Origin of the sequence: Streptomyces sp. NPDC101237 (genome assembly GCF_044767465.1) — a bacterium.
GTDB classification, from domain to species: Bacteria; Actinomycetota; Actinomycetes; order Streptomycetales; family Streptomycetaceae; genus Streptomyces; species Streptomyces gramineus.
This window is the reverse complement of sequence record NZ_JBIWNY010000023.1, coordinates 115,811-139,271: the sequence shown is the minus strand read 5'-3', so window position 1 is coordinate 139,271 and position 23,461 is coordinate 115,811. Positions and strand designations below refer to the sequence as shown.

20 protein-coding genes are annotated in these 23,461 nt (G+C 73.0%); 12 read left to right on the top strand and 8 right to left on the bottom strand.

Annotation, left to right across the window (positions count from 1 at the left end):
* Window positions 1-87 precede the first annotated feature (87 nt).
* The 7 genes from ACIRQ9_RS30260 to ACIRQ9_RS30230 all read left to right on the top strand — a co-directional run bounded on the left by ACIRQ9_RS30260 (window position 88) and on the right by ACIRQ9_RS30230 (window position 8,054).
* The gene (locus ACIRQ9_RS30260) at window positions 88-2,886 is read left to right on the top strand and encodes a DNA translocase FtsK (protein WP_404180386.1); all 2,799 of its coding nucleotides are present in this window, start codon (window positions 88-90) and stop codon (window positions 2,884-2,886) included.
* 276 nt (window positions 2,887-3,162) lie between these two features.
* Window positions 3,163-4,002, top strand: a complete 840-nt coding sequence (locus ACIRQ9_RS30255) for a helix-turn-helix domain-containing protein (protein ID WP_404180383.1) — start codon at window positions 3,163-3,165, stop codon at window positions 4,000-4,002.
* Between the two features lie 92 nt (window positions 4,003-4,094).
* The gene (gene rimO / locus ACIRQ9_RS30250; protein WP_404180380.1) at window positions 4,095-5,567 is read left to right on the top strand and encodes a 30S ribosomal protein S12 methylthiotransferase RimO; all 1,473 of its coding nucleotides are present in this window, start codon (window positions 4,095-4,097) and stop codon (window positions 5,565-5,567) included.
* Complete coding sequence (gene pgsA, locus ACIRQ9_RS30245; RefSeq protein WP_404180377.1) at window positions 5,564-6,361, top strand: CDP-diacylglycerol--glycerol-3-phosphate 3-phosphatidyltransferase; 798 nt, start codon at window positions 5,564-5,566, stop codon at window positions 6,359-6,361. The genes rimO and pgsA overlap by 4 nt, the downstream gene beginning before the upstream one ends.
* Entirely contained in the window at window positions 6,358-6,903 is a 546-nt protein-coding gene (locus tag ACIRQ9_RS30240) for a CinA family protein (protein WP_404180373.1), read from the top strand. The genes pgsA and ACIRQ9_RS30240 overlap by 4 nt, the downstream gene beginning before the upstream one ends.
* A gap of 109 nt (window positions 6,904-7,012) precedes the next feature.
* Window positions 7,013-7,378: a helix-turn-helix domain-containing protein gene (locus ACIRQ9_RS30235; RefSeq protein ID WP_404180369.1), complete on the top strand. Its 366-nt coding sequence runs from the start codon at window positions 7,013-7,015 to the stop codon at window positions 7,376-7,378.
* Between the two features lie 205 nt (window positions 7,379-7,583).
* Entirely contained in the window at window positions 7,584-8,054 is a 471-nt protein-coding gene (locus ACIRQ9_RS30230; protein ID WP_362644339.1) for a DNA starvation/stationary phase protection protein, read from the top strand.
* 328 nt (window positions 8,055-8,382) lie between these two features.
* On the opposite strand, the gene ACIRQ9_RS30225 is transcribed toward ACIRQ9_RS30230, so the two are convergent.
* The 3 genes from ACIRQ9_RS30225 to ACIRQ9_RS30215 all read right to left on the bottom strand — a co-directional run bounded on the left by ACIRQ9_RS30225 (window position 8,383) and on the right by ACIRQ9_RS30215 (window position 15,110).
* Window positions 8,383-9,147, bottom strand: a complete 765-nt coding sequence (locus ACIRQ9_RS30225; RefSeq protein WP_404180365.1) for an SDR family NAD(P)-dependent oxidoreductase — start codon at window positions 9,145-9,147, stop codon at window positions 8,383-8,385.
* A gap of 32 nt (window positions 9,148-9,179) precedes the next feature.
* Complete coding sequence (locus ACIRQ9_RS30220; protein ID WP_404180362.1) at window positions 9,180-10,022, bottom strand: Fpg/Nei family DNA glycosylase; 843 nt, start codon at window positions 10,020-10,022, stop codon at window positions 9,180-9,182.
* 126 nt (window positions 10,023-10,148) lie between these two features.
* Complete coding sequence (locus tag ACIRQ9_RS30215; RefSeq protein ID WP_404180359.1) at window positions 10,149-15,110, bottom strand: ATP-dependent helicase; 4,962 nt, start codon at window positions 15,108-15,110, stop codon at window positions 10,149-10,151.
* An 89-nt stretch (window positions 15,111-15,199) separates the two neighbouring features.
* Between ACIRQ9_RS30215 and ACIRQ9_RS30210 the strand changes: the two genes are divergently transcribed.
* The 3 genes from ACIRQ9_RS30210 to ACIRQ9_RS30200 are packed head-to-tail and all read left to right on the top strand — an operon-like array spanning window position 15,200 to window position 17,140.
* Entirely contained in the window at window positions 15,200-16,078 is an 879-nt protein-coding gene (locus ACIRQ9_RS30210; protein ID WP_404180356.1) for an AraC family ligand binding domain-containing protein, read from the top strand.
* Between the two features lie 10 nt (window positions 16,079-16,088).
* Window positions 16,089-16,835, top strand: coding sequence for an AzlC family ABC transporter permease (locus tag ACIRQ9_RS30205; RefSeq protein ID WP_404180353.1), 747 nt, complete (start codon window positions 16,089-16,091; stop codon window positions 16,833-16,835).
* Entirely contained in the window at window positions 16,832-17,140 is a 309-nt protein-coding gene (locus ACIRQ9_RS30200) for an AzlD domain-containing protein (protein ID WP_404180350.1), read from the top strand. Before ACIRQ9_RS30205 ends, ACIRQ9_RS30200 begins: the two co-directional genes overlap by 4 nt.
* A 15-nt stretch (window positions 17,141-17,155) precedes the next feature.
* On the opposite strand, the gene ACIRQ9_RS30195 is transcribed toward ACIRQ9_RS30200, so the two are convergent.
* Complete coding sequence (locus ACIRQ9_RS30195) at window positions 17,156-18,100, bottom strand: hypothetical protein (RefSeq protein WP_404180347.1); 945 nt, start codon at window positions 18,098-18,100, stop codon at window positions 17,156-17,158.
* An 80-nt stretch (window positions 18,101-18,180) separates the two neighbouring features.
* Between ACIRQ9_RS30195 and ACIRQ9_RS30190 the strand changes: the two genes are divergently transcribed.
* Together ACIRQ9_RS30190 and ACIRQ9_RS30185 are read left to right on the top strand one after the other, a co-directional pair.
* Window positions 18,181-18,375: a DUF3046 domain-containing protein gene (locus ACIRQ9_RS30190; RefSeq protein WP_404180344.1), complete on the top strand. Its 195-nt coding sequence runs from the start codon at window positions 18,181-18,183 to the stop codon at window positions 18,373-18,375.
* Between the two features lie 60 nt (window positions 18,376-18,435).
* Window positions 18,436-19,689, top strand: a complete 1,254-nt coding sequence (locus tag ACIRQ9_RS30185; protein ID WP_404180341.1) for an AI-2E family transporter — start codon at window positions 18,436-18,438, stop codon at window positions 19,687-19,689.
* A 12-nt stretch (window positions 19,690-19,701) separates the two neighbouring features.
* On the opposite strand, the gene ACIRQ9_RS30180 is transcribed toward ACIRQ9_RS30185, so the two are convergent.
* The 4 genes from ACIRQ9_RS30180 to ACIRQ9_RS30165 all read right to left on the bottom strand — a co-directional run bounded on the left by ACIRQ9_RS30180 (window position 19,702) and on the right by ACIRQ9_RS30165 (window position 23,163).
* Window positions 19,702-20,493: a hypothetical protein gene (locus ACIRQ9_RS30180; protein ID WP_404180338.1), complete on the bottom strand. Its 792-nt coding sequence runs from the start codon at window positions 20,491-20,493 to the stop codon at window positions 19,702-19,704.
* 99 nt (window positions 20,494-20,592) lie between these two features.
* The gene (locus ACIRQ9_RS30175) at window positions 20,593-21,753 is read right to left on the bottom strand and encodes an oxygenase MpaB family protein (protein WP_404180335.1); all 1,161 of its coding nucleotides are present in this window, start codon (window positions 21,751-21,753) and stop codon (window positions 20,593-20,595) included.
* An 89-nt stretch (window positions 21,754-21,842) separates the two neighbouring features.
* Entirely contained in the window at window positions 21,843-22,895 is a 1,053-nt protein-coding gene (locus tag ACIRQ9_RS30170; RefSeq protein WP_404180332.1) for a polyprenyl synthetase family protein, read from the bottom strand.
* Window positions 22,888-23,163, bottom strand: a complete 276-nt coding sequence (locus ACIRQ9_RS30165; protein ID WP_404180329.1) for a polyprenyl synthetase — start codon at window positions 23,161-23,163, stop codon at window positions 22,888-22,890. The genes ACIRQ9_RS30170 and ACIRQ9_RS30165 overlap by 8 nt, the downstream gene beginning before the upstream one ends.
* Between the last annotated feature and the right edge of the window lie 298 nt (window positions 23,164-23,461).

Here is a 23,461-nt window from a genome sequence, read left to right as displayed (position 1 = left end):
AGTTCCTGGCCCCCGCAAGGGCGACACGAACGGGTGAAGCAGTGGGCACACGTGTCCGCTGTCGCATCCCCCGGTAACCTCACACCCATGGCCTCACGTCCCTCGGCAGCCAAGAAGCAGCCCCCGAAGAAGGCCGCTGCCTCGAAGGCTCCGGCGAAAAAGGCCGTAGCGAAGAAGGTTCCGGCCAAGAAGGCGCCCGCCAAGAGGGTCGCGGTGAAGAAGTCCGCGCCCCCGCCCAGGCCGGCGCCCAGCCCGACAGGGGGCGTGTACCGCCTCGTGCGCGCCGTCTGGCTCGGTGTCGCGCACACCGTCGGCGCCCTCTTCCGCGGCATAGGGCAGGGAGCCAGGAACCTGGACCCGGCCCACCGCAAGGACGGCGTCGCCCTGCTGCTGCTGGGCATGGCCCTGATCGTCGCCGCCGGCACCTGGGCCGACCTGCGCGGTCCGGTGGGCGACCTGGTGGAGATCCTGGTCACCGGCGCCTTCGGCCGCCTCGACCTGCTGGTGCCGATACTGCTCGCGATGGTCGCCGTACGGTTCATGCGCCACCCGGAGCAGCCCGAGGCCAACGGGCGGATCGTGATCGGCCTGTCCGCGCTCGTCATCGGCGTGCTCGGCCAGGTCCACATCGCCTGCGGCGCACCGGCCCGCAGCGACGGCATGCAGGGCATAAGGGACGCCGGCGGCCTGATCGGCTGGGCGGTGGCCACCCCGCTGACGTACACCATGACCGAGGTCCTCGCGGTACCGCTGCTGGTGCTGCTGACGGTCTTCGGGCTGCTCGTCGTCACCGCGACCCCGGTGAACGCCATCCCGCAGCGGCTGCGCGCGCTCGGCGTCCGCCTCGGGCTGCTGCACGACCCCGAACCCGACGAGTACGACGAATACGGCGAGCCCACCGACGACGAGCGCTACGACGAGCAGTGGCGCCAGTCGCTGCCCGCCCGCTCCCGCAGGCGCTCCGCCGCCCCCCAGGACTACGACCCGGACGTCGCCGAGCAGGACGCCCTCGCCAAGCGGCGGGGCCGGCCGCGGCGCTCCGCCGTGCCGCAGCCCGAGATGGGCCGTCGGATGGACGCCGTGGACGTCGCCGCAGCGGCCGCCGCCGCGCTCGACGGCGCGGTCATGCACGGCATGCCGCCCTCGCCGCTCGTCGCCGACCTCACCCAGGGCGTCGGCGTCGGCGACCGTGAGGACACCACCCCCACGCCCCTGCCGGCCCCGGCCCCCGGTCCGGTCCCGGCCGCGAACCAGGCCCCCGCCCCTGCCGCGGCCCCGAGTCCGGTCCCGGCCGCGCGGCCGAAGCAGGAGAAGCTCGGCACCGGCCCGGTCGTAGCCGACCTGACCAAGCCGGCCCCCGCGGAGCCCCGCGACCTGCCGCCGCGCGCCGAGCAGCTCCAGCTGGCCGGTGACATCACCTACGCGCTGCCCTCCCTGGACCTGCTCACCCGGGGCGGGCCCGGCAAGTCCCGCAGCGAGGCCAACGACAAGGTCGTCGCCTCCCTCTCCAACGTGTTCTCCGAGTTCAAGGTCGACGCGCGGGTCACCGGCTTCACCCGCGGCCCGACGGTCACCCGCTACGAGGTCGAGCTCGGCCCCGCCGTGAAGGTCGAGCGGATCACCGCCCTCACCAAGAACATCGCGTACGCCGTCGCCAGCCCGGACGTGCGGATCATCAGCCCGATCCCCGGCAAGTCCGCGGTCGGCATCGAGATCCCCAACACCGACCGCGAGATGGTCAACCTCGGTGACGTGCTGCGGCTCGCCGAGTCCGCCGAGGACGACGACCCGATGCTGGTCGCCTTCGGCAAGGACGTCGAGGGCGGCTACGTCATGCACTCGCTGGCGAAGATGCCGCACATGCTCGTCGCGGGCGCCACCGGCTCCGGCAAGTCCTCCTGCATCAACTGCCTGATCACCTCGGTCATGATGCGGGCGACCCCGGAGGACGTCCGGATGGTCCTGGTCGACCCCAAGCGCGTCGAGCTGACCGCCTACGAGGGCATCCCGCACCTGATCACGCCGATCATCACCAATCCGAAGCGGGCCGCAGAGGCGCTGCAGTGGGTCGTGCGCGAGATGGACCTGCGCTACGACGACCTGGCCGCCTTCGGCTACCGGCACATCGACGACTTCAACGAGGCGGTGCGCAGCGGCAAGCTCAAGACGCCCGAGGGCAGCGAGCGCGAGCTCCAGGCGTACCCGTACCTGCTGGTGATCGTCGACGAGCTCGCCGACCTGATGATGGTCGCCCCGCGTGACGTCGAGGACTCGATCGTGCGCATCACGCAGCTCGCCCGTGCGGCCGGCATCCACCTGGTGCTCGCCACCCAGCGGCCGTCGGTCGACGTCGTCACCGGCCTCATCAAGGCGAACGTGCCCTCCCGGCTCGCCTTCGCGACCTCCTCGCTCGCCGACAGCCGCGTCATCCTCGACCAGCCCGGCGCCGAGAAGCTCATCGGCAAGGGCGACGGCCTCTTTCTTCCGATGGGGGCGAACAAGCCGACCCGTATGCAGGGCGCCTTCGTCACCGAGGAGGAGGTCGCCGTGATCGTCCAGCACTGCAAGGACCAGATGACGCCGGTCTTCCGTGAGGACGTCGTCGTGGGCACCAAGCAGAAGAAGGAGATCGACGAGGACATCGGCGACGACCTCGACCTGCTGTGCCAGGCGGCCGAGCTGGTCGTCTCCACGCAGTTCGGCTCCACCTCCATGCTCCAGCGCAAGCTGCGGGTGGGCTTCGCGAAGGCGGGCCGGCTCATGGACCTGATGGAGTCGCGCGGGGTGGTCGGGCCCAGCGAGGGGTCCAAGGCGCGCGACGTTCTGGTGAAACCCGATGAGCTGGACGGAGTGCTTGCTGTGATCCGCGGGGAGTCTGAGGGGTAGGTGTCTCTCAGGGCTTCGGGCGCCTGTAGGCCGAGTGGAGGCAGGTCGTGATCCACTCGTTAGAGACCGCCGGGCAACCGTTTCCCTGTGACGTACGTCAAGTTGAGCGAGAGGAAAGGTGGGCACCCCACCCCGGGGCGCACACCTGACCCGTCATCGGGATGGCCGGCCATACCGATGGCGTACAAAGTCCCACCGCCCGGTTGCCCCACCCTTTCGTACCCCCCATAGACTGAACTTTCAGCACAGGTGGCTACACGCTCGAAAGGCGCCCCCGTGTCCATCGGCAGCAACTCCCCTGAAGACGAGCCTCCGTTCCCAGACGTGTCCGAGGAAAAGCGTTCCTCCGTAGGCCGAGCCCTCAAGCAGGCCCGTATCGCCGCCGGGCTGACCGTCGACGAGATCAGCGGGAGCACCCGGGTCCGTATCGGCATCGTGCACGCCATCGAGGCCGACGACTTCGCGCCCTGCGGTGGTGACGTGTACGCCCGCGGGCACATCAGGACCCTCGCCAAGGCCGTCGGCCTCGACCCCGAACCGCTGCTGGCGCAGTTCGCCGCCGAACACGGTGGCGGGCGGCCCGCGCCGACGCCCGCCGCCCCGCTGTTCGAGGCGGAACGTATCCGCCCCGAGCGTCGCGGACCCAACTGGACGGCGGCCATGGTCGCCGCGATCGTGGTCGTGATCGGTTTCGTCGGCTTCACCGCCTTCAAGGGCGGCGGCGACGACGCCAAGCAGTCGGTCGCCGAGGGTGCCACCCCGCCGACCAGCGAGGCCGCCTCGCCGACCCCGAAGGAAAGCAAGCCCGACAAGGCTCCCGCGCCCTCCGACAGCGCGATCGCCGCCGCGCCCCAGGACAAGGTCACCGTCCAGGTCAGTGCGGCGAACGGACGCAGCTGGATCTCTGCCAAGGACCACAACGGCCGGATGCTGTTCGACGGGCTGCTGAAGAAGGGCGAGTCCAAGACCTTCCAGGACAGCACCAAGATCAACCTGATCCTCGGCGACGCCGGCGCCATCCAGCTCTACGTCAACGGCAAGAAGATCGAGGACCAGTTCCAGCCCGGAGCCGTGGAGCGCCTGACCTACACCAAGGGCGACCCGGAAGTCGGATAATCGTTCGGATTAAGCGCGCATCCAAGGGGTTGGCCATGATCGGCCAGCCCCTTCGACGTGGGCTGTCGGTGAGACGAAGTAGTCTTGAGCCCATGCCTGAACGCCGTACCGTCGCACTAGTCACTCTCGGCTGCGCCCGTAACGAGGTGGACTCGGAGGAGCTCGCAGGCCGTTTGGAGGCGGACGGCTGGCAGCTCGTCGAGGACGCCGAGGACGCGGACGTCGCCGTCGTCAACACCTGTGGATTCGTCGAGGCCGCCAAGAAGGACTCCGTCGACGCCCTCCTGGAGGCGAACGACCTCAAGGGCCACGGCAGAACCCAGGCCGTGGTGGCGGTGGGCTGCATGGCCGAAAGGTACGGCAAGGAACTCGCCACGGCGCTGCCCGAGGCGGACGGCGTGCTCGGCTTCGACGACTACGCCGACATCTCCGACCGGCTGCAGACCATCCTCAACGGTGGCATCCACGCCTCGCACACCCCGCGCGACCGGCGCAAGCTGCTGCCCATCAGCCCGGCCGAGCGGCAGGAATCCGCCGCGGAGGTGGCACTGCCCGGGCACGGCCCGACCGACCTGCCCGAAGGCGTGGCGCCCGCCTCCGGCCCGCGCGCGCCCCTGCGCCGCCGGCTGGACGGCTCCCCGGTCGCCTCGGTCAAGCTCGCCTCCGGCTGCGACCGGCGCTGCTCCTTCTGCGCCATCCCCTCCTTCCGCGGCTCCTTCATCTCCCGCCGCCCCAGCGACGTGCTGAACGAGACCCGGTGGCTGGCCGAGCAGGGTGTGAAGGAGGTCATGCTCGTCTCCGAGAACAACACCTCCTACGGCAAGGACCTCGGCGACATCCGCCTCCTGGAGTCCCTGCTGCCCGAGCTGGCCGACGTCGACGGCATCGAGCGGGTGCGCGTCAGCTACCTCCAGCCGGCCGAGATGCGCCCCGGCCTGATCGACGTCCTGACCTCCACCCCGAAGGTCGTCCCGTACTTCGACCTGTCCTTCCAGCACTCCGCGCCGGGCGTGCTGCGGGCCATGCGCCGCTTCGGCGACACCGACCGCTTCCTGGAGCTGCTGGACACCATCAGGTCCAAGGCGCCGCAGGCCGGCGTCCGCTCCAACTTCATCGTCGGCTTCCCCGGCGAGTCCGCGTCCGACCTGGCCGAGCTGGAGCGCTTCCTGAACGGCGCGCGGCTCGACGCGATCGGCGTCTTCGGCTACTCCGACGAGGAGGGCACCGAGGCCGCGACGTACGAGAACAAGCTGGACGAGGACCTGGTCGCGGAACGGCTCGCTCGGGTCTCCCGGCTCGCCGAGGAACTCGTCTCCCAGCGGGCCGAGGAGCGCGTCGGCGAGACCGTGCACGTCCTCGTGGAGTCCGTCGGCGACGAGGACGGCGTCCACGGCCGGGCGGCCCACCAGGCGCCGGAGACGGACGGCCAGGTGCTGCTCACGAGCGGCGCGGGACTGCGCGTCGGCCGTATCGTCGAGGCGAAGGTGGTCGGTACCGAGGGTGTCGACCTGGTGGCCGAGCCGTTGCAGGGCTCGCCCGAGTGGAGTGAGGAGGCCGGCAGATGACCGGAGTCCCGGCGTCCGCCGCGGGCGGCTCCCCGGGCGCGCAGGGCGCCCGCGGCTCCGCCGCCACCACCGGTGCCGCTCCGGACCTCTCCGTGCCGCACGGCACCGGCGCCGACGGCGTCCCGGACCACGACGCCGGGGACTCCGGTTCCCGTGACGGCGAGCGGCCGCTGCGCGGCGGGAAGATCGCCGCTGCCGCCGTCAACCAGGCGAGCGTCTGGAACGTCGCCAATCTGCTGACCATGCTCCGGCTGGTCCTGGTCCCCGGCTTCGTCGCCCTGATGCTGGCCGGCGGCGGCTACGACCCGGCCTGGCGCTCGCTCGCGTGGGCCGCTTTCGCCATCGCCATGATCACCGACCTGTTCGACGGGCACCTGGCGCGCACCTACGACCTGGTCACCGACTTCGGGAAGATCGCCGACCCCATCGCCGACAAGGCGATCATGGGTGCGGCGCTGATCTGTCTCTCCTCGCTGGGGGATCTGCCCTGGTGGGTGACGGTCGTGATCCTCGGCCGGGAACTCGGCATCACCCTGCTGCGTTTCCTGGTCATCCGCTACGGCGTCATCCCGGCCAGCCGCGGCGGCAAGCTCAAGACCCTCACCCAGGGCGTGGCCGTCGGGATGTACGTGCTCGCGCTGACGGGGTGGCTGGCGACCCTGAGGTTCTGGGTGATGGCCGCGGCCGTCGTGCTGACGGTGGCGACCGGCCTCGACTACGTGAGACAGGCCATTGTGCTGCGGCGGCAGGGAATCGCCGAGCGCGCGGCGGCGCTGGAGGAGACCCAGGCGTGAATTCCACGGCCGCCGAACTGGTGCGACTACTGACGGTGAGGGGGCAGACCCTGGCTGTCGCCGAGTCGCTGACCGGCGGCCTGGTGGCCGCGGAGATCACCGCGGTGCCCGGGGCGTCCAAGGTGTTCCGGGGGTCCGTCACCGCCTACGCCACCGAGCTCAAGCACCTCGTGCTGGGCGTCGATGCCACCCTGCTGGCCCAGCGGGGTGCGGTGGATCCGCAGGTCGCGGCCCAGATGGCGGCCGGAGTGCGCCGTGCGCTGGGCGCCGACTGGGGGGTCGCGACCACCGGGGTGGCCGGCCCCGAACCCCAGGACGGCCGGCCGGTCGGCACGGTCTTCGTGGCCGTCGACGGCCCGTTCGCAGCAGGTTCCGGTTCTGCCGCTGGCGGAAAAGTGGAGGCCCTGCGGTTGAACGGCGACCGTGCGGAAATTCGTAGAGAGAGTGTACGGAGCGTGCTCGCGCTCCTTCTGAGGGAGCTCGCGGGCGAACAGACCGGGAATGAGCGGACACAGGATACGGAACAGAACGGGGGGTTTTGATGTTTGCAGCCCTGAGTGAACACGACATCGCTCCCCGCACGGCCGCGGCGCAAGGCGGTACGGTGGGGCGTGAAGGATGCGGCTACGCGGTCCGAGGAGGGAGCCACCGATGATTCTGCTCCGTCGCCTGCTGGGTGACGTGCTGCGTCGGCAGCGCCAGCGCCAGGGCCGTACTCTGCGCGAAGTCTCCTCGTCCGCCCGAGTCTCACTCGGCTATCTCTCCGAGGTGGAGCGGGGGCAGAAGGAGGCTTCCTCCGAGCTGCTCTCCGCCATCTGCGACGCGCTGGACGTACGGATGTCCGAACTCATGCGGGAAGTGAGCGACGAACTCGCCCTCGCCGAGCTGGCCCAGTCCACCGAGTCCGTTCCCACGCCGGTTCGCCCGATGCTGGGTACCGTCTCGGTGACCGGTGTGCCACCGGAACGGGTGACCATCAAGGCGCCCGCCGAGGCAGTGGACGTGGTCGCCGCGTGACGCCCGCGCGGGCGTAGGGAACGGCGCGGCGCCCGCCCGGCGCCGAGAGAAGTGCACGAGGCCCCGGCCGGGGCCGGCCAGGAGACCTGGTCAGGCGCGGCCGGGGCCTTCGTGCGCCTGCCGGTGGGGTGCGTCCATTTGCCGGTATCCACTGGTGCGGTCATGGTGGAGTGACCGACTGGGGGCGAACCGACCGGAGTGACGCATGTACGTCGTGAAGAGCCCGCTGTCCGACGCGGACCTGAAGACCGTGGCCGAGGCCCTGCAGGGCGCGCTCGTCGACCTCGTGGACCTGGCGCTGATCGCCAAGCAGATCCACTGGAACGTGGTCGGCCCGCGCTTCCGGACCGTCCACCTCCAGCTCGACGAGGTCGTCGCCACGGCCCGCACGCACTCCGACACGGTCGCCGAGCGGGCCTCGGCGCTGGGCGTTTCACCGGACGGGCGAGCGGTCACCGTGGCCGCCGGCAGTGGCATCGCCACGGCCCCCGCCGGCTGGGTGAAGGACTCCGACGCGGTGGGCGCCCTGGTGGACGCGCTGGGCGCGGTGATCACCCGGATGCGGGAGCGGGTCACCGCCACCGCCGACCCGGATCCGGTCTCCCAGGACATCTTCATCGGGATCACGGCGGACCTGGAGAAACACCACTGGATGTTCCAGGCGGAGAACGCGTAGCAGTGGCCCGACACCGAACCGCGGCCGTTGCATCGATGAGCCCTCGGTGCGCCTTTCCGGGGCACCGGGCGGCGTTCTAGCGTCCGGCTGGAGGTGACGGCCATGGTGGGACGAATAGTGCGCTGGGGGGCTGCGCTGGGACTCGCGGCATTCTGGTGGTGGGCCGTGTTGCGGATCACCTTCGCCGACGGTGCCGGGGCCCTGGAGGGCACCGTGGCCGCCGGGGGATGGGGACTGAGCCTGCTGCCCGTCAACTGCGTGCCGAGGGCACGGGCGGCCGGGGCCATGGGTCCCCGGCGGTGGCGGACGGCCTGGCGGATGACGGACGCTACCAGGGCATCGCGACCCCTCCGTTCGGGCGCAGGATCTGACCCGTCGTGAACGCGGAGGCGTCGGACGCCAGATACAGCACGGTGTGTGCCACGTCCGCCGCCTCGCCGACCCGGCCGAGCGGCGACATCCGGGCCATCCACGTCTCGGTCTGCCGCTGCTCCTCGCCGTCGTCGCGCTCGGTCATGGGGGTGCGGATCCAGCCCGGGGCGACCGCGTTGACGCGGATGCCCCGGCCGCCGACCTCGTTCGCGAGGGTTCTGGTCAGCTGCACCACGGCCGCCTTGGCGGCGCCGTAGCAGAGCAGGCCGGGGCCGCCGGTGTCGATCGCGCCGGACGCCATGGTGACGATGCTGCCCCCGGTCCGCCGGTCGATCATCAGGGCCGCCGCCTCCTGGCAGGAGTGCAGGACGCCCTTGAAGTTGACGTCCAGTACCCGGTCGAGGTCCTCGTCCGTGGTCTCCAGCACCGTGCTGCGGTGCATGATCCCGGCGATCGCCGCCATGACGTCCAGCCGCTCGCAGGACCGGACCGCCTGCCCGAGCCGGCCCCGGTCGGTGACGTCCACGGTGTGCGTGTGGGCGGTGCCGCCGCCCTGCTTGATCAGCGCGGCCGTCTCGTGCAGGCCGTCCGCGTCCCGGTCGGCGCAGTGCACGGTCGCGCCCGCCTCGGCGAGGAGCACGGCGGAGGCCCGGCCGATGCCGCCGGCGGCCCCGGTGACGAAGGCGGTGCGTCCGGTGAGGTCGTACACCTTGAGGGACATGAAGGGACCGTACGAGCGTTTCTGACGGTCCGTCAATTGGTGGCGCGGGGACGGTTTCTCACGGTGCGGTGGGCGCCCGGGGCGGGGGCGGGGCCGGTCTGGCAGGCCGGGCACCAGTAGGTGGGGCGCTCGCGGGAGCCGTCGCCCTGGTCGGCCACCCGGATCGGGGTGCGGCAGCGCGTGCAGGGGAGCCGCGCGCGGCCGTAGACGAACAGGTCCTGGCCGCGCAGGCCCGTGGTGCGGCGGACCGGGCGGTCGCGGTTGGCCTCCAGGAGCCGCTGGGCCAGTCCGGGGAGCTGCGCGGCGCGGTCGGCGGGGAGCGCGCCGACCGGGAGCCAGGGGGTCGCGCCGATCAGGAAGCAGATCTCGCTCTTGTAGACATTGCCGATGCCGGCGAGGTTGCGCTGGTCCAGCAGGGCCTCGCCGAGCTGCCGGGCGGGGTCGGCGAGCAGGTTGTCGAGGGCCCGGCCGGGATCCCAGTCGGGGCCCAGCAGGTCGGGACCGAGGTGGCCGACGGCCTGTTCCTCCTCGCCGGTGCGCAGGAACTCAAGGACCGGCAGCCGGTAGCCGACGGCCGTGCGGTCGGCGGTGCCGAGGACGGCCCTGATCTGGTGGGAGGGACCGCCCCGCCAGCGTTCGCCGCTCCCGAAGATCTTCCAGGCGCCCTCCATCCGCAGATGCGAGTGCAGGGTCAGGCCGCCGTCGAAGCGGGTGAGCAGGTGCTTGCCGCGCGCGCTGGTGCCGAGCACGGTGCGGCCGACGAGGTCGACGAGGGCGTACTGGGGCACCCGGAAGTCGCTCAGGGTCAGCACCTTGCCGGCCAGTGCGTCGTGCAGGCGCCGCGCGGCCTGCCAGACCGTGTCACCTTCGGGCATGGGTCAAGGGTGACACGGGAGTACGCGATGCGTGCCGGGAGCGGCGACGGCGCGAGCGGCGCATGGGGGGCGCGCCGTCACCGGTGTCAGCGGTGTCCGTGGTCCTGATGGTCCGCTCCTGACGGTTCAGGCCCGCAGGCGCAGGCCGCGCGGGGTCGCGATGAAGCCGGCTGCCTCCAGCAGGGCGCCCAGCGGTGAGGTCAGGGCCGCGGCGCCGTTGACCCGCTCGACCGTCACCGTGCCGAGGCTGCCGGCACGCGCGGCGGCGGCGAGGGCCTCGGCGGCGGTACGCAGGCGCGGATCGTCACCGGCGTCCGTGTCCGGGGCGGCGGGCCAGGCCAGCAGGGTCTTGCCGCCGCGCTCCATGTAGAGGGTCAGCTCGCCGTCGACCAAGACGACCAGGGAGCCCGCCTTGCGGCCCGGCTTGTGCCCGGCACCGGTCGGCGGCTCGGGCCAGGGCAGGGCGGCGCCGTAGGCGTTGGCGGGGTCGGCGGCGGCGAGGACCACCGCTCTGGGGTCGGGTGCGGCGGGGGTACGGGCGCGGTGGTTGCCGTAGGCGTAGGGGTTGGCGGAGCTGCCGCCGCGTGGGCCGCCGTAGCCGGGGGCGGCGAAGGGGTCGGCGGGGGCGAGATCCCTGGGGGAGACGTAGTCGCCGGGGGCGGCGGGCTCCGGGGGCCAGGTGAAGTCGCCGTCCAGGACCGGGAGGTCGCTCTCGTCGAAGGGGCCGAGGGGTGTCTCGCCGCCGTAGCCGCCCGAGCCGTCGGAGGCTACCGTGGCGCCGTGCGCGAAGCGCGCCGCACCGGCCGGGGCGCCGACACCGAAGGCGGTGCCCGGGAGCGCGTCGCCGCGATCACGGGCGTTGGAGACGGCGCGCAGCCGGTCCACCGCGCCGTCCATCGCGAACTGGGCCGCGCCGAGCCCCTCCACCACATAGCCCCGGCGGGCCTGCCCGCTCTCCTCGAACACCGACAGGATGCGGTACACCGCGGAGAAGCCGCCCTCCACGCCCTCGGCCGCGACCGCTCCCCGGGTGACCACGCCGTGCCGGTCGAGCAGCGTGCGGGCCAGGGCGTGGGCGCGCACGGTGGTGTCCGGCTCGCGCTGCGGGAGCAGGGACCAGCGGCCCGCGACGGTCGGCGGGCCGGTGCGCGAGGCGGTGCGGGCGGCGGCGGTCAGCGAGCCGTAGCGGCCGCGCGGGACGGTCCGTTTGGCCCGGTGGGCGGTGGCGCCCACGGTGCGGCCCGAGCCCAGCAGGGAGCGCATCGGAGTCAGGGTGTCGTTGGTGAGCCGGCCGGACCAGGCCAGGTCCCAGACCGCGTCGGCCAGTTGGGGATCGGTGGCAGCGGGATGCGTGGTGGCGCGGACCTGGTCGGCGATCTGCCGGAAGAACAGGCCGTAGCCGCCGGAGAGGGCGTCGAGGACGGACTGGTGGAGAGCCGTCAGCTCCAGCGGATGCGGCGGCGGCAGGAGCAGCGGTGCCGCGTCCGCCAGATACAGCGACACCCAGCCGTCCTTGCCCGGCAGGGCGCCCGCACCGGCCCACACGATCTCCCCGGCCGCGGTGAGTTCGTCGAGCATCGCGGGCGTGTAGCCCGTCACGCGGGACGGCAGGACCAGCTTCTCCAGGGCCGACGCCGGGACGGAGGCGCCCTGCAGCTGCTCGACGGCGCGCACCAGTCCGTCGATGCCGCGCAGCCCGTGTCCCTTGCCGATGTGCTGCCACTGAGGCAGGAACTGGGCGAGCGCGGCGGGCGCCACCGGCTCCAGCTCGTGCCGGAGCGCGGCCAGCGAACGGCGGCGCAGCCTGCGCAGCACGGCGGCGTCGCACCACTCCTGGCCCATGCCCGCCGGATGGAACTCGCCCTGCACCACCCGCCCGCCCGCGGCGAGCCGCTGCAACGCGCCCTCCGTCACCGCCACTCCGAGGCCGAAGCGGGCGGCGGCGGTGGCCGAGGTGAACGGGCCGTGGGTGCGCGCGTACCGGGCGAGGAGGTCGCCGAGCGGGTCCTTCACCGGCTCGGTGAACGCCTCGGGGACACCGACGGGCAGGGCGGTGCCGAGGGCGTCACGCAGCCGGCCCGCGTCCTCGATCGCCGCCCAGTGATCGACACCGGAGATCCGGACCCTGATCGCCCGGCGGGCCGCCGCCAGCTCCTCGGCCCACCGCGGGTCCGCGCCGCGCTCGGCCAGCTCGGCGTCCGTGAGCGGCCCGAGCAGCCGCAGCAGGTCGGCGACGCCCTCGGGATCCTTGACCCGGCGTTCCTCGGTACGCCACTGGAGTTCCGCCTCCAGCTCGCTCAGCACGTCCGCGTCGAGCAGTTCGCGCAGCTCCGCCTGGCCCAGCAGCTCGGACAGCAGCCGGGAGTCCAGGGAGAGCGCGGCGGCGCGCCGCTCGGCGAGCGGCGAGTCGCCCTCGTAGAGGAACTGCGCGACGTAGCCGAACAGGAGCGAGCGGGCGAACGGGGACGGCTCGGGGGTGGTGACCTCGACCAGGCGGACCCTGCGGGATTCCAGGTCGCCCATCAGCTCGACCAGACCGGGCACGTCGAAGACGTCCTGGAGGCACTCGCGGACCGCCTCCAGGACGATCGGGAAGGACCCGAACTCGCTCGCCACCTGGAGCAGCTGGGCGGCGCGCTGACGCTGCTGCCACAGCGGCGTGCGCTTGCCCGGGTTGCGGCGCGGCAGCAGCAGCGCGCGGGCCGCGCACTCGCGGAAGCGGGAGGCGAACAGGGCCGAACCGCCGACCTGGTCGGTGACGACCTGTTCGACCTCGCTCTTGTCGAAGGCGACGTCCGCCGCACCGATCGGCGCCTGGTCCGCGTCGTACTCGGTGCCGACCTTGCCGGGCGCCTGGTCGAGCAGGTCCAGGCCCATCAGGTCGGCGTCCGGCAGCCGCAGCACGATGCCGTCGTCGGCGTGCATCACCTGGGCGTCCATGCCGTACCGCTCGGACAGCCGGGCCCCGAGGGCCAGCGCCCACGGGGCGTGCACCTGGGCGCCGAAGGGGGAGTGGACCACGACCCGCCAGTCGCCCAGTTCGTCACGGAAGCGCTCCACGACGATCGTCCGGTCGTCGGGCACGTGACCGCAGGCCTCGCGCTGCTCGTCCAGGTACGACAGCACGTTGTCCACCGCCCAGGCGTCCAGGCCCGCCGCGAGCAGGCGCAGCCGGGCGTCGTCCTTGGGCAGCGAGCCGACCTCGCGCAGGAACGCGCCCACCGCGCGGCCCAGTTCGAGCGGGCGGCCCAGCTGGTCGCCCTTCCAGAAGGGCAGCCGGCCCGGCACCCCCGGGGCCGGGGAGACCAGGACGCGGTCGCGGGTGATGTCCTCGATGCGCCAGGAGCTGGTGCCCAGGGTGAAGACGTCACCCACCCGGGACTCGTACACCATCTCCTCGTCCAGCTCGCCGACCCGGCCGCCGCCCTTCTTCGGGTCGGAGCCCACGAGGAAGACCCCGAAGAGACCGCGGTCGGGGATGGTGCCGCCGGAGGTGACGGCGAGCCGCTGGGCGCCGGGACGGCCGGTGATCGTGCCCGCGACCCGGTCCCACACCACGCGCGGGCGCAGCTCCGCGAACGCGTCCGACGGATAGCGGCCCGCGAGCATGTCGAGGACCGCGGTGAACGCCGACTCCGGGAGCGCGGCGAACGGGGCCGCCCGGCGGACCATGGCGAGCAGGTCGTCGACCTGCCAGGTGTCCATCGACGTCATCGCGACCAGTTGCTGCGCCAGCACGTCGAGGGGGTTGGCCGGCACTCGCAGCGACTCGATGGCTCCGGTGCGCATCCGCTCGGTGACCACGGCCGCCTGCACCAGGTCGCCGCGGTACTTGGGGAAGACGACGCCGGTGGAGACCGCGCCGACCTGGTGTCCGGCCCGGCCGACGCGCTGCAGACCGGAGGCGACCGAGGGCGGGGACTCGACCTGGACGACCAGGTCCACCGCGCCCATGTCGATGCCCAGTTCGAGGCTGGAGGTGGCCACCACGGCGGGCAGCCGGCCGGCCTTCAGGTCCTCCTCCACCAAGGCGCGCTGCTCCTTGGAGACCGAGCCGTGGTGGGCGCGGGCGATGACCGGCGGTGCGCCCTGGGCGGCGCCGGAGCCGCCCATCAGCTCGGCGGGGGAGTGGTGCTCGTCCAGCGGCTCGCCGGTCACGCGCTCGTAGGCGATCTCGTTGAGCCGGTTGCACAGCCGCTCCGCGAGCCGGCGCGAGTTGGCGAACACGATCGTCGATCGGTGGGCCTGCACGAGGTCGGCGATCCGCTCCTCCACGTGCGGCCAGATCGACGGCCGGTCCCCGCCCTCCTTGGCTTCGGTCGCCGGGGAGCCGCCCAGCTCGCCCATGTCCTCCACGGGCACGACGACGGAGAGGTCGAACTCCTTGCCCGACTCCGGCTGGACGATCTCCACCTTGCGGCCGGGCGAGAGGTAGCGGGCCACCTCGTCCACCGGGCGGACCGTCGCCGACAGGCCGATGCGGCGGGCCGGCTTCGGCAGCAGCTCGTCCAGCCGCTCCAGGGAGAGCGCGAGGTGCGCGCCGCGCTTGGTGCCGGCGACCGCGTGCACCTCGTCCAGGATCACGGTCTCGATGCCGGTCAGCGCGTCGCGCGTGGCCGACGTCAGCATCAGGAACAGGGACTCCGGGGTGGTGATCAGGATGTCCGGCGGGCGGGTGGCCAGGGCGCGGCGCTCGGCGGGCGGGGTGTCGCCGGAGCGGATGCCGACCTTGATCTCCGGCTCGGGCAGGCCGAGGCGCACGGACTCCTGGCGGATACCGGTCAGCGGACTGCGCAGGTTCCGCTCGACGTCGACCGCGAGGGCCTTCAGCGGCGACACGTACAGCACCCGGCAGCGCTTCCTCGGGTCGGCCGGGGGCGGGGCCGAGGCCAGCTGGTCCAGGGCGGCGAGGAAGGCGGCCAGGGTCTTGCCCGAGCCGGTCGGGGCGACCACCAGCACGTCCGAGCCCGCACCGATGGCCTGCCACGCGCCGGCCTGGGCCGCGGTGGGCGCGGAGAACGCCCCCGTGAACCAGCCGCGGGTCGCGGGGGAGAAGCCGTCGAGGGCCCGGTGTGCGGATTTCGCCATGCGTCTATCCTGCACCCGGTCACTGACAATAGCCCTGACCTGCGAAAACGAGAGTGCAAACGGTGTCGGGCAGGGTGGACAATGGCCGGATGGCGGGAATCGGGGAACGGGCACGGCACTGGCGGTACGAGGCGCTGCCCGACGTCGACCTGCTGCGCGCCCGGTATGTCCGGAAAACTTTCGTCCGGCACACCCACGAGCACTTCGTGATCGCCGCGATCGCCGACGGGGTCGAGGTGTTCCGGCACCGCGGCTCCGACGTGACGGTCGGTGCCGGGGCGCTCGCGCTCGTCAACCCCGACACCCCGCACACCGGCCGGGCCGGGGTCCCCGAGGGCTGGCGGTACGGGGCGGTCTACCCGTCCCCCGACCTGGTGGCGGCGATCGCCGCGGAGACCACCTCCCTCCGCGGCACCCCCGGCTTCGTCAGCCCCGTGCTCGACGACCCGCACTCCGTCGCGCTGGTGCACCGGGTGCTGCGCGCCGCCGACGAGGGCAACGCACTCGCCGCCGACACCCTGCTGCGGGCCGTGGTGACCCGGCTGCTGCGCTCGAACGGCGGCCCGCTGCCGCCGCGCCCGGTCCGCACCGCGGGCACCCTGCTCGCCGCCCGCGCGCGTGCCGTGCTGGAGGAGCGAATGGCCGAGCCGCCGACCCTGGAACGGCTCGCCACCGACCTCGGCACCAGCCCCTTCGCCCTGCTCCGGGCGTTCCGCGACGCCTACGGCATGCCCCCGCACACCTGGCTGACCGACGCCCGGGTGCGCCGGGCCCGGCTGCTGCTGGACGCGGGCACCGCACCCGCGGCGGCGGCCGTCGCCGTCGGCTTCACCGACCAGCCGCACCTCAACCGCCACTTCGCCCGGATCGTCGGCGTCCCGCCGGGCGCCTACCAGCGCGAACGCGGATCCGGACACCGTCGGGCCGGGCGCAAGAACGTACAAGACGCGCACGAGAGCGGTCCGTAACGTCCTGCGCGTGGCACAGCAGACAGCACGCGCAGACATACGCGACGGGAACGAACCGAAACCGGACTCCGCCGTCGTCCGGGACGCCTTGGGAGTCGGCGTCGCCGTGGGACTCTCCGGATTCGCCTTCGGGGTGACCTCGGCGGGCAGCGGCCTCGGCCTGCTCCAGACCTGCGCGCTCAGCCTCCTGGTGTTCACCGGAGCCTCCCAGTTCGCGCTGGTCGGGGCGCTCGCGGCCGGCGGCAACCCGCTCACCGCGGCGGCCGGCGCCTTCTTCCTGGGGATCCGCAACGCGTTCTACGGGCTGCGCCTGTCGCAGGTGCTGGCCCTTCCGCGCGCGCTCCGGCCGCTGGCCGCCCAGTGGGTGATCGACGAGACCACCGCGGTGACGCTCGCCCAGCCGACCCGGCGCGCCGCACGGATCGGCTTCACCGTCACCGGTCTCAGCCTCTACCTGCTGTGGAACCTCACCACCCTGCTCGGCGCGCTCGGTGCCAAGGCCGTCGGCGACACCGACGCCTGGGGCCTGGACGCGGCCGGACCCGCCGTCTTCCTGGCGCTGCTCGCCCCCATGCTCAAGACCACGACCGACCGCGCGGTCGCCGCCCTCGCGGTGCTGCTGGGCCTCGGCCTGCTGCCCGTGCTGCCCGCCGGGGTGCCGGTCCTGGCCGCCGCGCTGGCGGCACCGGTCGCCCTGTACGTCTCCGGCCGCCGGTCCGGCCGTACCCGTGACGACGCTCCCGAGGAGCCCCGTTGAACGCCTGGATCGCGATCGGCGCGACCGTCCTCGGCTGCTACGCCGTGAAGCTCGCCGGCCTGCTGGTGCCCGCTGACGTCCTGGAGCGGCCGGTGGTGCGGCGGCTCGCCGCCCTGCTGCCGGTGGCCCTGCTCGCCGCGCTCACGGCGCAGCAGACCTTCGCCGACGCTCACGCACTCGTCCTGGACGCCCGGGCCGCGGGGCTCGGGGCGGCCGCCGTGGCGCTCGTACTGCGCGCGCCCTTCCTGGTCGTCGTCGGCGCGGCCGTGCTGGTGACGGCGGGGGTGCGGGCCCTGGCGGGCTGAGCACGCGCGCGTGCGTCATCCCACGAAGCGGCCGTACGCCCTGAGCGTGCGCAGCGCCTCGATCGTCACCCGGGGGCGGGACTCCAGGGTGGCGGCGGGCGTCCACCGCAGCCAGCGGACCGGCCAGCCGCCGTCGTCCTCCTGCTCGCCGGCGAGGTGGTCGAGCGACCGGGTCATCTCCTCGTCGGTGAACCACGCGCGTGCCAGCGAGTGCGGGGACCGCGCGAAGTCGTGCGGGAAGTGGTGCTCGCCCGGCGCGTAGCCGGGTGCCACCGGGTACGCGTCCAGGTCCCCGGGGTCCAGCGCGGCCAGCCGGTGCTCGCGCACCAGGCGGCCCAGCCGGTCGGCGGCCGCCTCCGCGCGGGCCCGGTCGGGCACCGCGTCCAGGAAGGCGACGGCGGCCTCGACCTCGTAGGGGTGCGACTTCTCCAGCGAGTCGACGGCCTCCCAGCAGAAGTCGGTGGCCCGGAACAGCCAGGCGTGCCAGACCTCGTTGCGGTGCAGCAGCCCCACCACCGGCCCGGTGGCCAGCAGCTCGCTGGGCGGGTCGTCGGTGATCGGGACGAACGGGGCGGCCGGGTAGCCGCGCTGGCTCGGACGGATCGCCGGCAGCGCCCCGTCCGCCCTGGAGACGGACGTCAGGTAGCGGCACACCCGCTCCACCCGCTGCCCGCCGCACCGCCCGAGGGCGTCCAGGACGGCCAGCGCGTGCCCGGTGTGCAGCGGCTGGCTCACCGGGCCGCGCAGATCGGGCTCCAGCGCGTGACCGTAGCCGCCGTCCTCGTTGCGGTAGGCGTCCAGCGCCGTCTCCACGGGATCGGCGCTGCCGTTCAGGAAGTGGTACGCGAAGAGGCGCTGCTCCAGCACGCGCGCGGTGAGCCACATGAACTGTTCGGCGCGGAAGAGCGGGGAGTGCGCCGGGGGCGTGGGGGGGAGTGGGGAAGCTCCGGTGTCGGCCATGGGTCAGACCGTAGGCCGGAAAGCGGTCTCGGCAAGCGGTCCCGGGCAGGGCCCACTCTCAGGGGCGGGATACTGATGTCATGCGGTTGACGGTCTTCTGGGAGCGGATGGCGGAACACTTCGGTTCCGGGTACGCCGACACCTTCGCGCGCGATCATGTGATGACGGAGCTCGGCGGGCGTACGGTGCACGAGGCGCTGGACGACGGCTGGGAGGCCAAGGAAGTGTGGCGCGTGGTCTGCGCGGTCATGAACGTTCCCGGGGAGCAGCGCTGAACGTGCACGGAGATCGGACGCGGGTCACGCGTTGTCAGTGGCGTCGGCGAGACTTGCACCGTGGCACCCACTGACGACGACGGGCGCACCGCCCTGGACGCATCCCCGGCCGACACGACGCCGCCCGCCGGAACGCCGGCCGCCGGCGCCGCGCCGCGCGGCGCCCGCATGCCGCGCTGGCTGCCGCGCGCCATGATCCTGGCGCTCGCCCTGATCGCCGCCTTCCAGCTCGGCAGCTGGGCCTTCCACCAGCTCACCGGCCTGCTGATCAACATCCTCATCGCGTTCTTCCTGGCGCTCGCCATAGAGCCCGCGGTGAGCTGGATGGCCGCCCGCAACATGCGCCGCGGGTTCGCGACCTTCCTGGTCTTCCTCGGCCTGGCCATCGCCACGGCGGGATTCGTCACGCTGCTCGGCTCCATGCTGGCCGGCCAGATCATCAAGATCGTCGAAGACTTCCCGGACTACCTGGACTCGGTCATCAACTGGGTCAACCACACCTTCCACACCGACGTGAAGCGGGTCGACGTCCAGGAGGGACTGCTGCACTCCGACTGGCTGCGCAAGTACGCGCAGAACAGCGCGGCCGGTGTGCTCGACGTCTCCGGACAGGTGCTCGGCGGCCTCTTCCAGCTGCTGACGATCACCCTGTTCGCCTTCTACTTCGCCGCCGACGGCCCACGGCTGCGCCGCACCCTGTGCTCGGTCCTGCCGCCCGCCCGCCAGGCCGAGGTGCTGCGGGCCTGGGAGATCGCCGTCGACAAGACCGGCGGCTACCTGTACTCGCGCGGTGTGATGGCGCTGATCTCCGGCATCGCCCACTACATCCTGCTGGAGGCCCTGGGCGTGCCCTACGCGCCCGTGCTCGGTGTCTGGGTGGGCCTGGTCTCGCAGTTCATCCCCACCATCGGCACCTATCTCGCGGGCGCGCTGCCGATGCTGATCGCGTTCACCGTCAACCCGCTGTACGCGGTGTGGGTGCTGGTCTTCGTCGTGATCTACCAGCAGTTCGAGAACTACATGCTCCAGCCCAAGCTGACCTCGAAGTCCGTCGACATCCATCCGGCGGTCGCCTTCGGTTCGGTCATCGCGGGCACCGCGCTGCTCGGCGCGGTCGGCGCGCTGATCGCCATCCCGGCGGTCGCCACGCTCCAGGCGTTCCTCGGCGCCTACGTGAAGCGGTACGACGTCACGGACGACCCCCGGGTGCACGGGTACGCCCGGCGCGGCACGGGCGGTCCCGGGCTGCGCACGCGCGTACGGCGGCTGATCTGGCAGCGGCCGGCCGGGGAGTCGGGCGAAGGACCGGCCTGACGGCCGCGGGCCTCAGTAGGCGAGCACCGCCCACACCCCGGCGGCGGCCACGGCGGCCGCGTAGCACCCCACCGCCGTGGCCACGATCCGCCACCGGACCCGTCCGCTCCAGGAGGTACGGGACAGCGACCAGGCCAGCGCGGGCAGGACCAGCACCGCGTGCAGGCTGACCCCGTGCAGCGGCTTCAGCGGGGCCGTCGAGTCGTACGCCGCCTCCTGGTGCCCGGTCCTCACGAGCACCACACCGCGCGCGATCATCGCGGCTCCCGAGACCAGCGCCACGAGCAGCATCGCGAACCCGGAGCGCACGGCGAGCGCCATGCCCTCGGGACCGGCGGGCCGCCGCCGGAACGACGCCACGGCGAAGACCGTGAGCAGCACCACCAGCACGCCGCCGCCCACCGCGAGCGTCATCGACACCGCCGTGTCGAACGGCGTCTCCATGTCGAGGTGCGAGGGCACCCGGCGCCACGCCTGCAGGGTGATCCCGCCCACCTCCACCACGCAGTCGGCGGCGAACACCACCAGCAGCACGGTCCGCAGCCGCTCCCCGGTCCTCAGGTACGAGGTGACCCAGGTGACCGCCATCAGTGTCAGCCCGAAGGACAGCCCGAACGTGACCGGCTTGCGCCAGGACACCGGGCCGTACCAGGGGCCGCCGTCGACGGCGAACACCACCAGGTGCGCGAGCCCGGACAGGACGAGGACCGACCCGGTGGCATGACAGAGACGCTCGGCGGGGCGGACTCCGCGCAGCCGGCTCACCGGTCGATCGCGGGGCGGGGTCTTCAGGGACGACGACATGCGGAAAGCCTCCCGGGAGCCGTCCGCACGGTCGTCGTCCGGCCGAAGGCACCCGCCGTACGCCGTGGGGAGTACGCGTGGCGGCGCGCGGGCGGACGGTCAGGTGACCGTGGCGGCCGGCGGGGTCCACCGCCGGGTGCGGGGCACGGCGCCCTGGACGCCGTAGTCCTTCTTGAGGTGCTCGGGGATGGCGTAGTGCATGACGCGGCCTCGGGTGAGCGAGGACAGTTCGAAGACGGTGGTCAGGCGGCCGATGTGGTCCAGGGCCCAGGCGCCCAGCGGGGAGCGGTCCTCGATGGTCTCCAGGACGCCCAGGAGGTGCGGCACGGCCTTCGCCACGGTGTCCCACGAGGTGCGCGGCACCTCCAGCCAGTCCGCGCAGGTGTCGCCGACGAGGTGGCGGACGAGGGCCGGGACGATCGGGTCGAAGAAGGTGCCGGGGACGACCTCCTGGTAGAGCTCGACGAGTTGCCGGGTCAGGTGGGCGCCCTCGGCCGAGGGACCCATGTTGCGGATCATGTACCGGTCGAGGAAGGCGCGGGCCTCGTCGAGGGTCTTGGGCACGGCCTCCTGGTCGACGCCGAGCATGGCGCCGACCACCCGCCACGCGTAGTAGTACGCTTCCGCGCCCTCCGTGGACAGATGGACGCCCAGCCGGTGCAGGCTGTCGAGGACCAGCAGGGAGAAGAACATCTGCCCGCCGATCATGTCCTCCTGGCAGATCGGCGTCCCCAGTGCCTCGGTGTCCCACCGGTTCTCGCGCTCGAGGTGGTGCCGGATCGAGGCGTGCAGCAGGCGCACCTTCTGGGCGGCGGGCACGAAACGGCCGCCGGCCTCGAAGGCGTCGGGCTGCATCAGATGGACGGTGAACTGGCCGGTCTCCGCCATGCGCTTCGAGGGGTACGCGAGCCCGTGGGTGGCCGACAGCAGCTTGGCCACGCGCGGGACGAGGTAGCAGGCGGGCATGGCGGCGAAGGAGAGCGCGGTCGCGATGTGCACGTTGTTGTCGATGAAGAAGAGCCGTGCCTTCTCCATCTCGCCCCAGTCCACCCACGACGGCGGCGTCCGGGTGGCCTCCAGGTACGCGCGGGCGACGTCGGGCAGCCCGTCAGGCAGCGGGGCGCCGGCCGTGGAGACGTAGCGCATCAGGGTGTTGAACGTGCCCACCTCCCCGCGCTCGAAGAGTGCGGCGACCGTGGCGTCGGCCAGTTCGTCACCGGCCTGCCGCAGGGTGTCCGACGATGCCTCGGTGTGGGTCACGCAGGGCTCCTTGTCTTCACGGGTCACGTCGTTCTCACGGGGGCGCGTGTTCCGCGGGCCGTGGACGGGGGTCAGGACACGGACGGGGATCAGGACACGCGGACCGCCGCGGAGCGGGCCAGCGCGGTCAGGGCGCCGGCGGCGGGGGCAGGCACGGCCAGTGCGCCGAGGGCGTCGAGCGCTTCCACGACCCGTGTGCCGATCATGTGCTCGATCCGGTCGGGCGCCCCGAGCCGGCACATCACCTCGCGGACCGCGTCCAAGCCCTCCGCGCCCAGATCGGGTCGGCCGAGAAGCGCGCCGAGCCGTTCCCGGTCCTCGGCGCGGGCCAGCCGCCAGGTCTCCGCGAGCAGCGCGGTGGGCCGGTGGCCGCGGACGTCGTCGGCGTTGGCCTTGCCGGTGCGCTCCGTCTCCCCGAACAGGCCGAGCAGGTCGTCGCGGAGCTGGAACGCCTCGCCCAGCGGCAGCCCGTACGCGGAGTACCCGGCCCGCAGCCGCTCCCCGGCCCCGGCCAGGGCGCCGCCGATCAGCAGGGGCTGCTCCACGGTGTACTTGGCGGTCTTGTAGCGGATCACCTTCAGCGAGGCGGCGGTGTCCGGACCGGTGCCGGTGCGCAGGATCTCCAGGCACTCGCCCGCGATCAGCTCCCGGGCCAGCAGCGACCAGAGGGGGCGGCCCCGGGCGAGGTAGGCGGCGGGCAGGCCGCAGGTCGCGAACAGCTGCCCGGCCAGCGACATCAGCAGATCGCCCACCAGCATCGCCAGCGACCGGGCCGTTCCGTCGGCGCACGGGCGAGCGGACACGGCGGTCCGCAGGGCGACATGTGCCGTGGGGCGTCCGTGCCGCAGCGGGCTGTCGTCGATGAGGTCGTCGTGCACGACGGCGGCGGCGTGCACCAGCTCCATGGAGGCCGCGGCCCGCACCAGAGCGTCACTGTCCGGCTGGCCCGCCGCCCGCCAGCCCCAGTAGCAGAACGCCGCCCGCAGCCGCTTGCCGTCCGCGACCGCCGCCTCCAGCTGCCCGGCCACCGGGCCCAGGAGCGGATCGATCGCCGCGAACAGGTCGGCCTCCTGGGCGACGAACCGGTGCAGCACCTCGTCGACGCGTTCCTTGAAGGCGGTCGGATCCCACCGGTCAGTCATCGTCGTCGGTCCGCCGGGCCAGGGCGTGCCGGGCGAGGATCTCCAGATGGGCCGCGGGAGCGGTGGCGAAGCGGTCAAGCACCAGGCGTCCGCGGGCGGTCAGGTCGTGCTCGGCCTCCGCCGCCAGCGCGCCGGCGTCCGAGCGGCGCAGCAGTCCGCGCACCGTGCCGACTGCGGTGCCCAGCGTGCTCACCGCCAGATCGGCCAGTCCCGCCGCCAGCAGGACGGCCTGCTCGTCCAGGCCGCGTCGTACCGTCTCACGTGTCATGCGCTCTCCCACCCACGGCACCCAGGGGCGCCGTCCGCCGGCCGCCTCTTCGAGGATCGCCATCCGGCAGGAGCGGCATGCGGGAAGCCACGATCGGGTGAACGCCTCTCGGGGGCACGGGTCGCCAAGGCGCGGTGCCCGGTCCGGACCGCCGCCCCCGGTGTGCCGCGCGCTCCCGCACACGTGCCGCGCACGCCCCGGTTCCGGGGCCGCCGCGCGTCCCTGTCCCGCGCCCCCGCCGCCCCGGTGGAGATGTGCGGGAGCGCCGTGTGGTGCGCTTGACACGAAATTCGAACAT

Excerpts from the sequence above, each read along its gene's own strand:
- ACIRQ9_RS30215 (WP_404180359.1), bottom strand. The coding sequence starts at position 15,110 with ATGGCGAAATCCGCACACCGGGCCCTCGACGGCTTCTCCCCCGCGACC.
- rimO (WP_404180380.1), top strand. The coding sequence starts at position 4,095 with ATGCCTGAACGCCGTACCGTCGCACTAGTCACTCTCGGCTGCGCCCGT.
- ACIRQ9_RS30170 (WP_404180332.1), bottom strand. The coding sequence starts at position 22,895 with ATGACTGACCGGTGGGATCCGACCGCCTTCAAGGAACGCGTCGACGAG.
- ACIRQ9_RS30180 (WP_404180338.1), bottom strand. The coding sequence starts at position 20,493 with ATGTCGTCGTCCCTGAAGACCCCGCCCCGCGATCGACCGGTGAGCCGG.
- ACIRQ9_RS30230 (WP_362644339.1), top strand. The coding sequence starts at position 7,584 with ATGTACGTCGTGAAGAGCCCGCTGTCCGACGCGGACCTGAAGACCGTG.
- ACIRQ9_RS30195 (WP_404180347.1), bottom strand. The coding sequence starts at position 18,100 with ATGGCCGACACCGGAGCTTCCCCACTCCCCCCCACGCCCCCGGCGCAC.
- ACIRQ9_RS30210 (WP_404180356.1), top strand. The coding sequence starts at position 15,200 with ATGGCGGGAATCGGGGAACGGGCACGGCACTGGCGGTACGAGGCGCTG.
- ACIRQ9_RS30190 (WP_404180344.1), top strand. The coding sequence starts at position 18,181 with ATGCGGTTGACGGTCTTCTGGGAGCGGATGGCGGAACACTTCGGTTCC.
- ACIRQ9_RS30220 (WP_404180362.1), bottom strand. The coding sequence starts at position 10,022 with ATGCCCGAAGGTGACACGGTCTGGCAGGCCGCGCGGCGCCTGCACGAC.
- ACIRQ9_RS30225 (WP_404180365.1), bottom strand. The coding sequence starts at position 9,147 with ATGTCCCTCAAGGTGTACGACCTCACCGGACGCACCGCCTTCGTCACC.
- pgsA (WP_404180377.1), top strand. The coding sequence starts at position 5,564 with ATGACCGGAGTCCCGGCGTCCGCCGCGGGCGGCTCCCCGGGCGCGCAG.
- ACIRQ9_RS30165 (WP_404180329.1), bottom strand. The coding sequence starts at position 23,163 with ATGACACGTGAGACGGTACGACGCGGCCTGGACGAGCAGGCCGTCCTG.
- ACIRQ9_RS30235 (WP_404180369.1), top strand. The coding sequence starts at position 7,013 with ATGATTCTGCTCCGTCGCCTGCTGGGTGACGTGCTGCGTCGGCAGCGC.
- ACIRQ9_RS30260 (WP_404180386.1), top strand. The coding sequence starts at position 88 with ATGGCCTCACGTCCCTCGGCAGCCAAGAAGCAGCCCCCGAAGAAGGCC.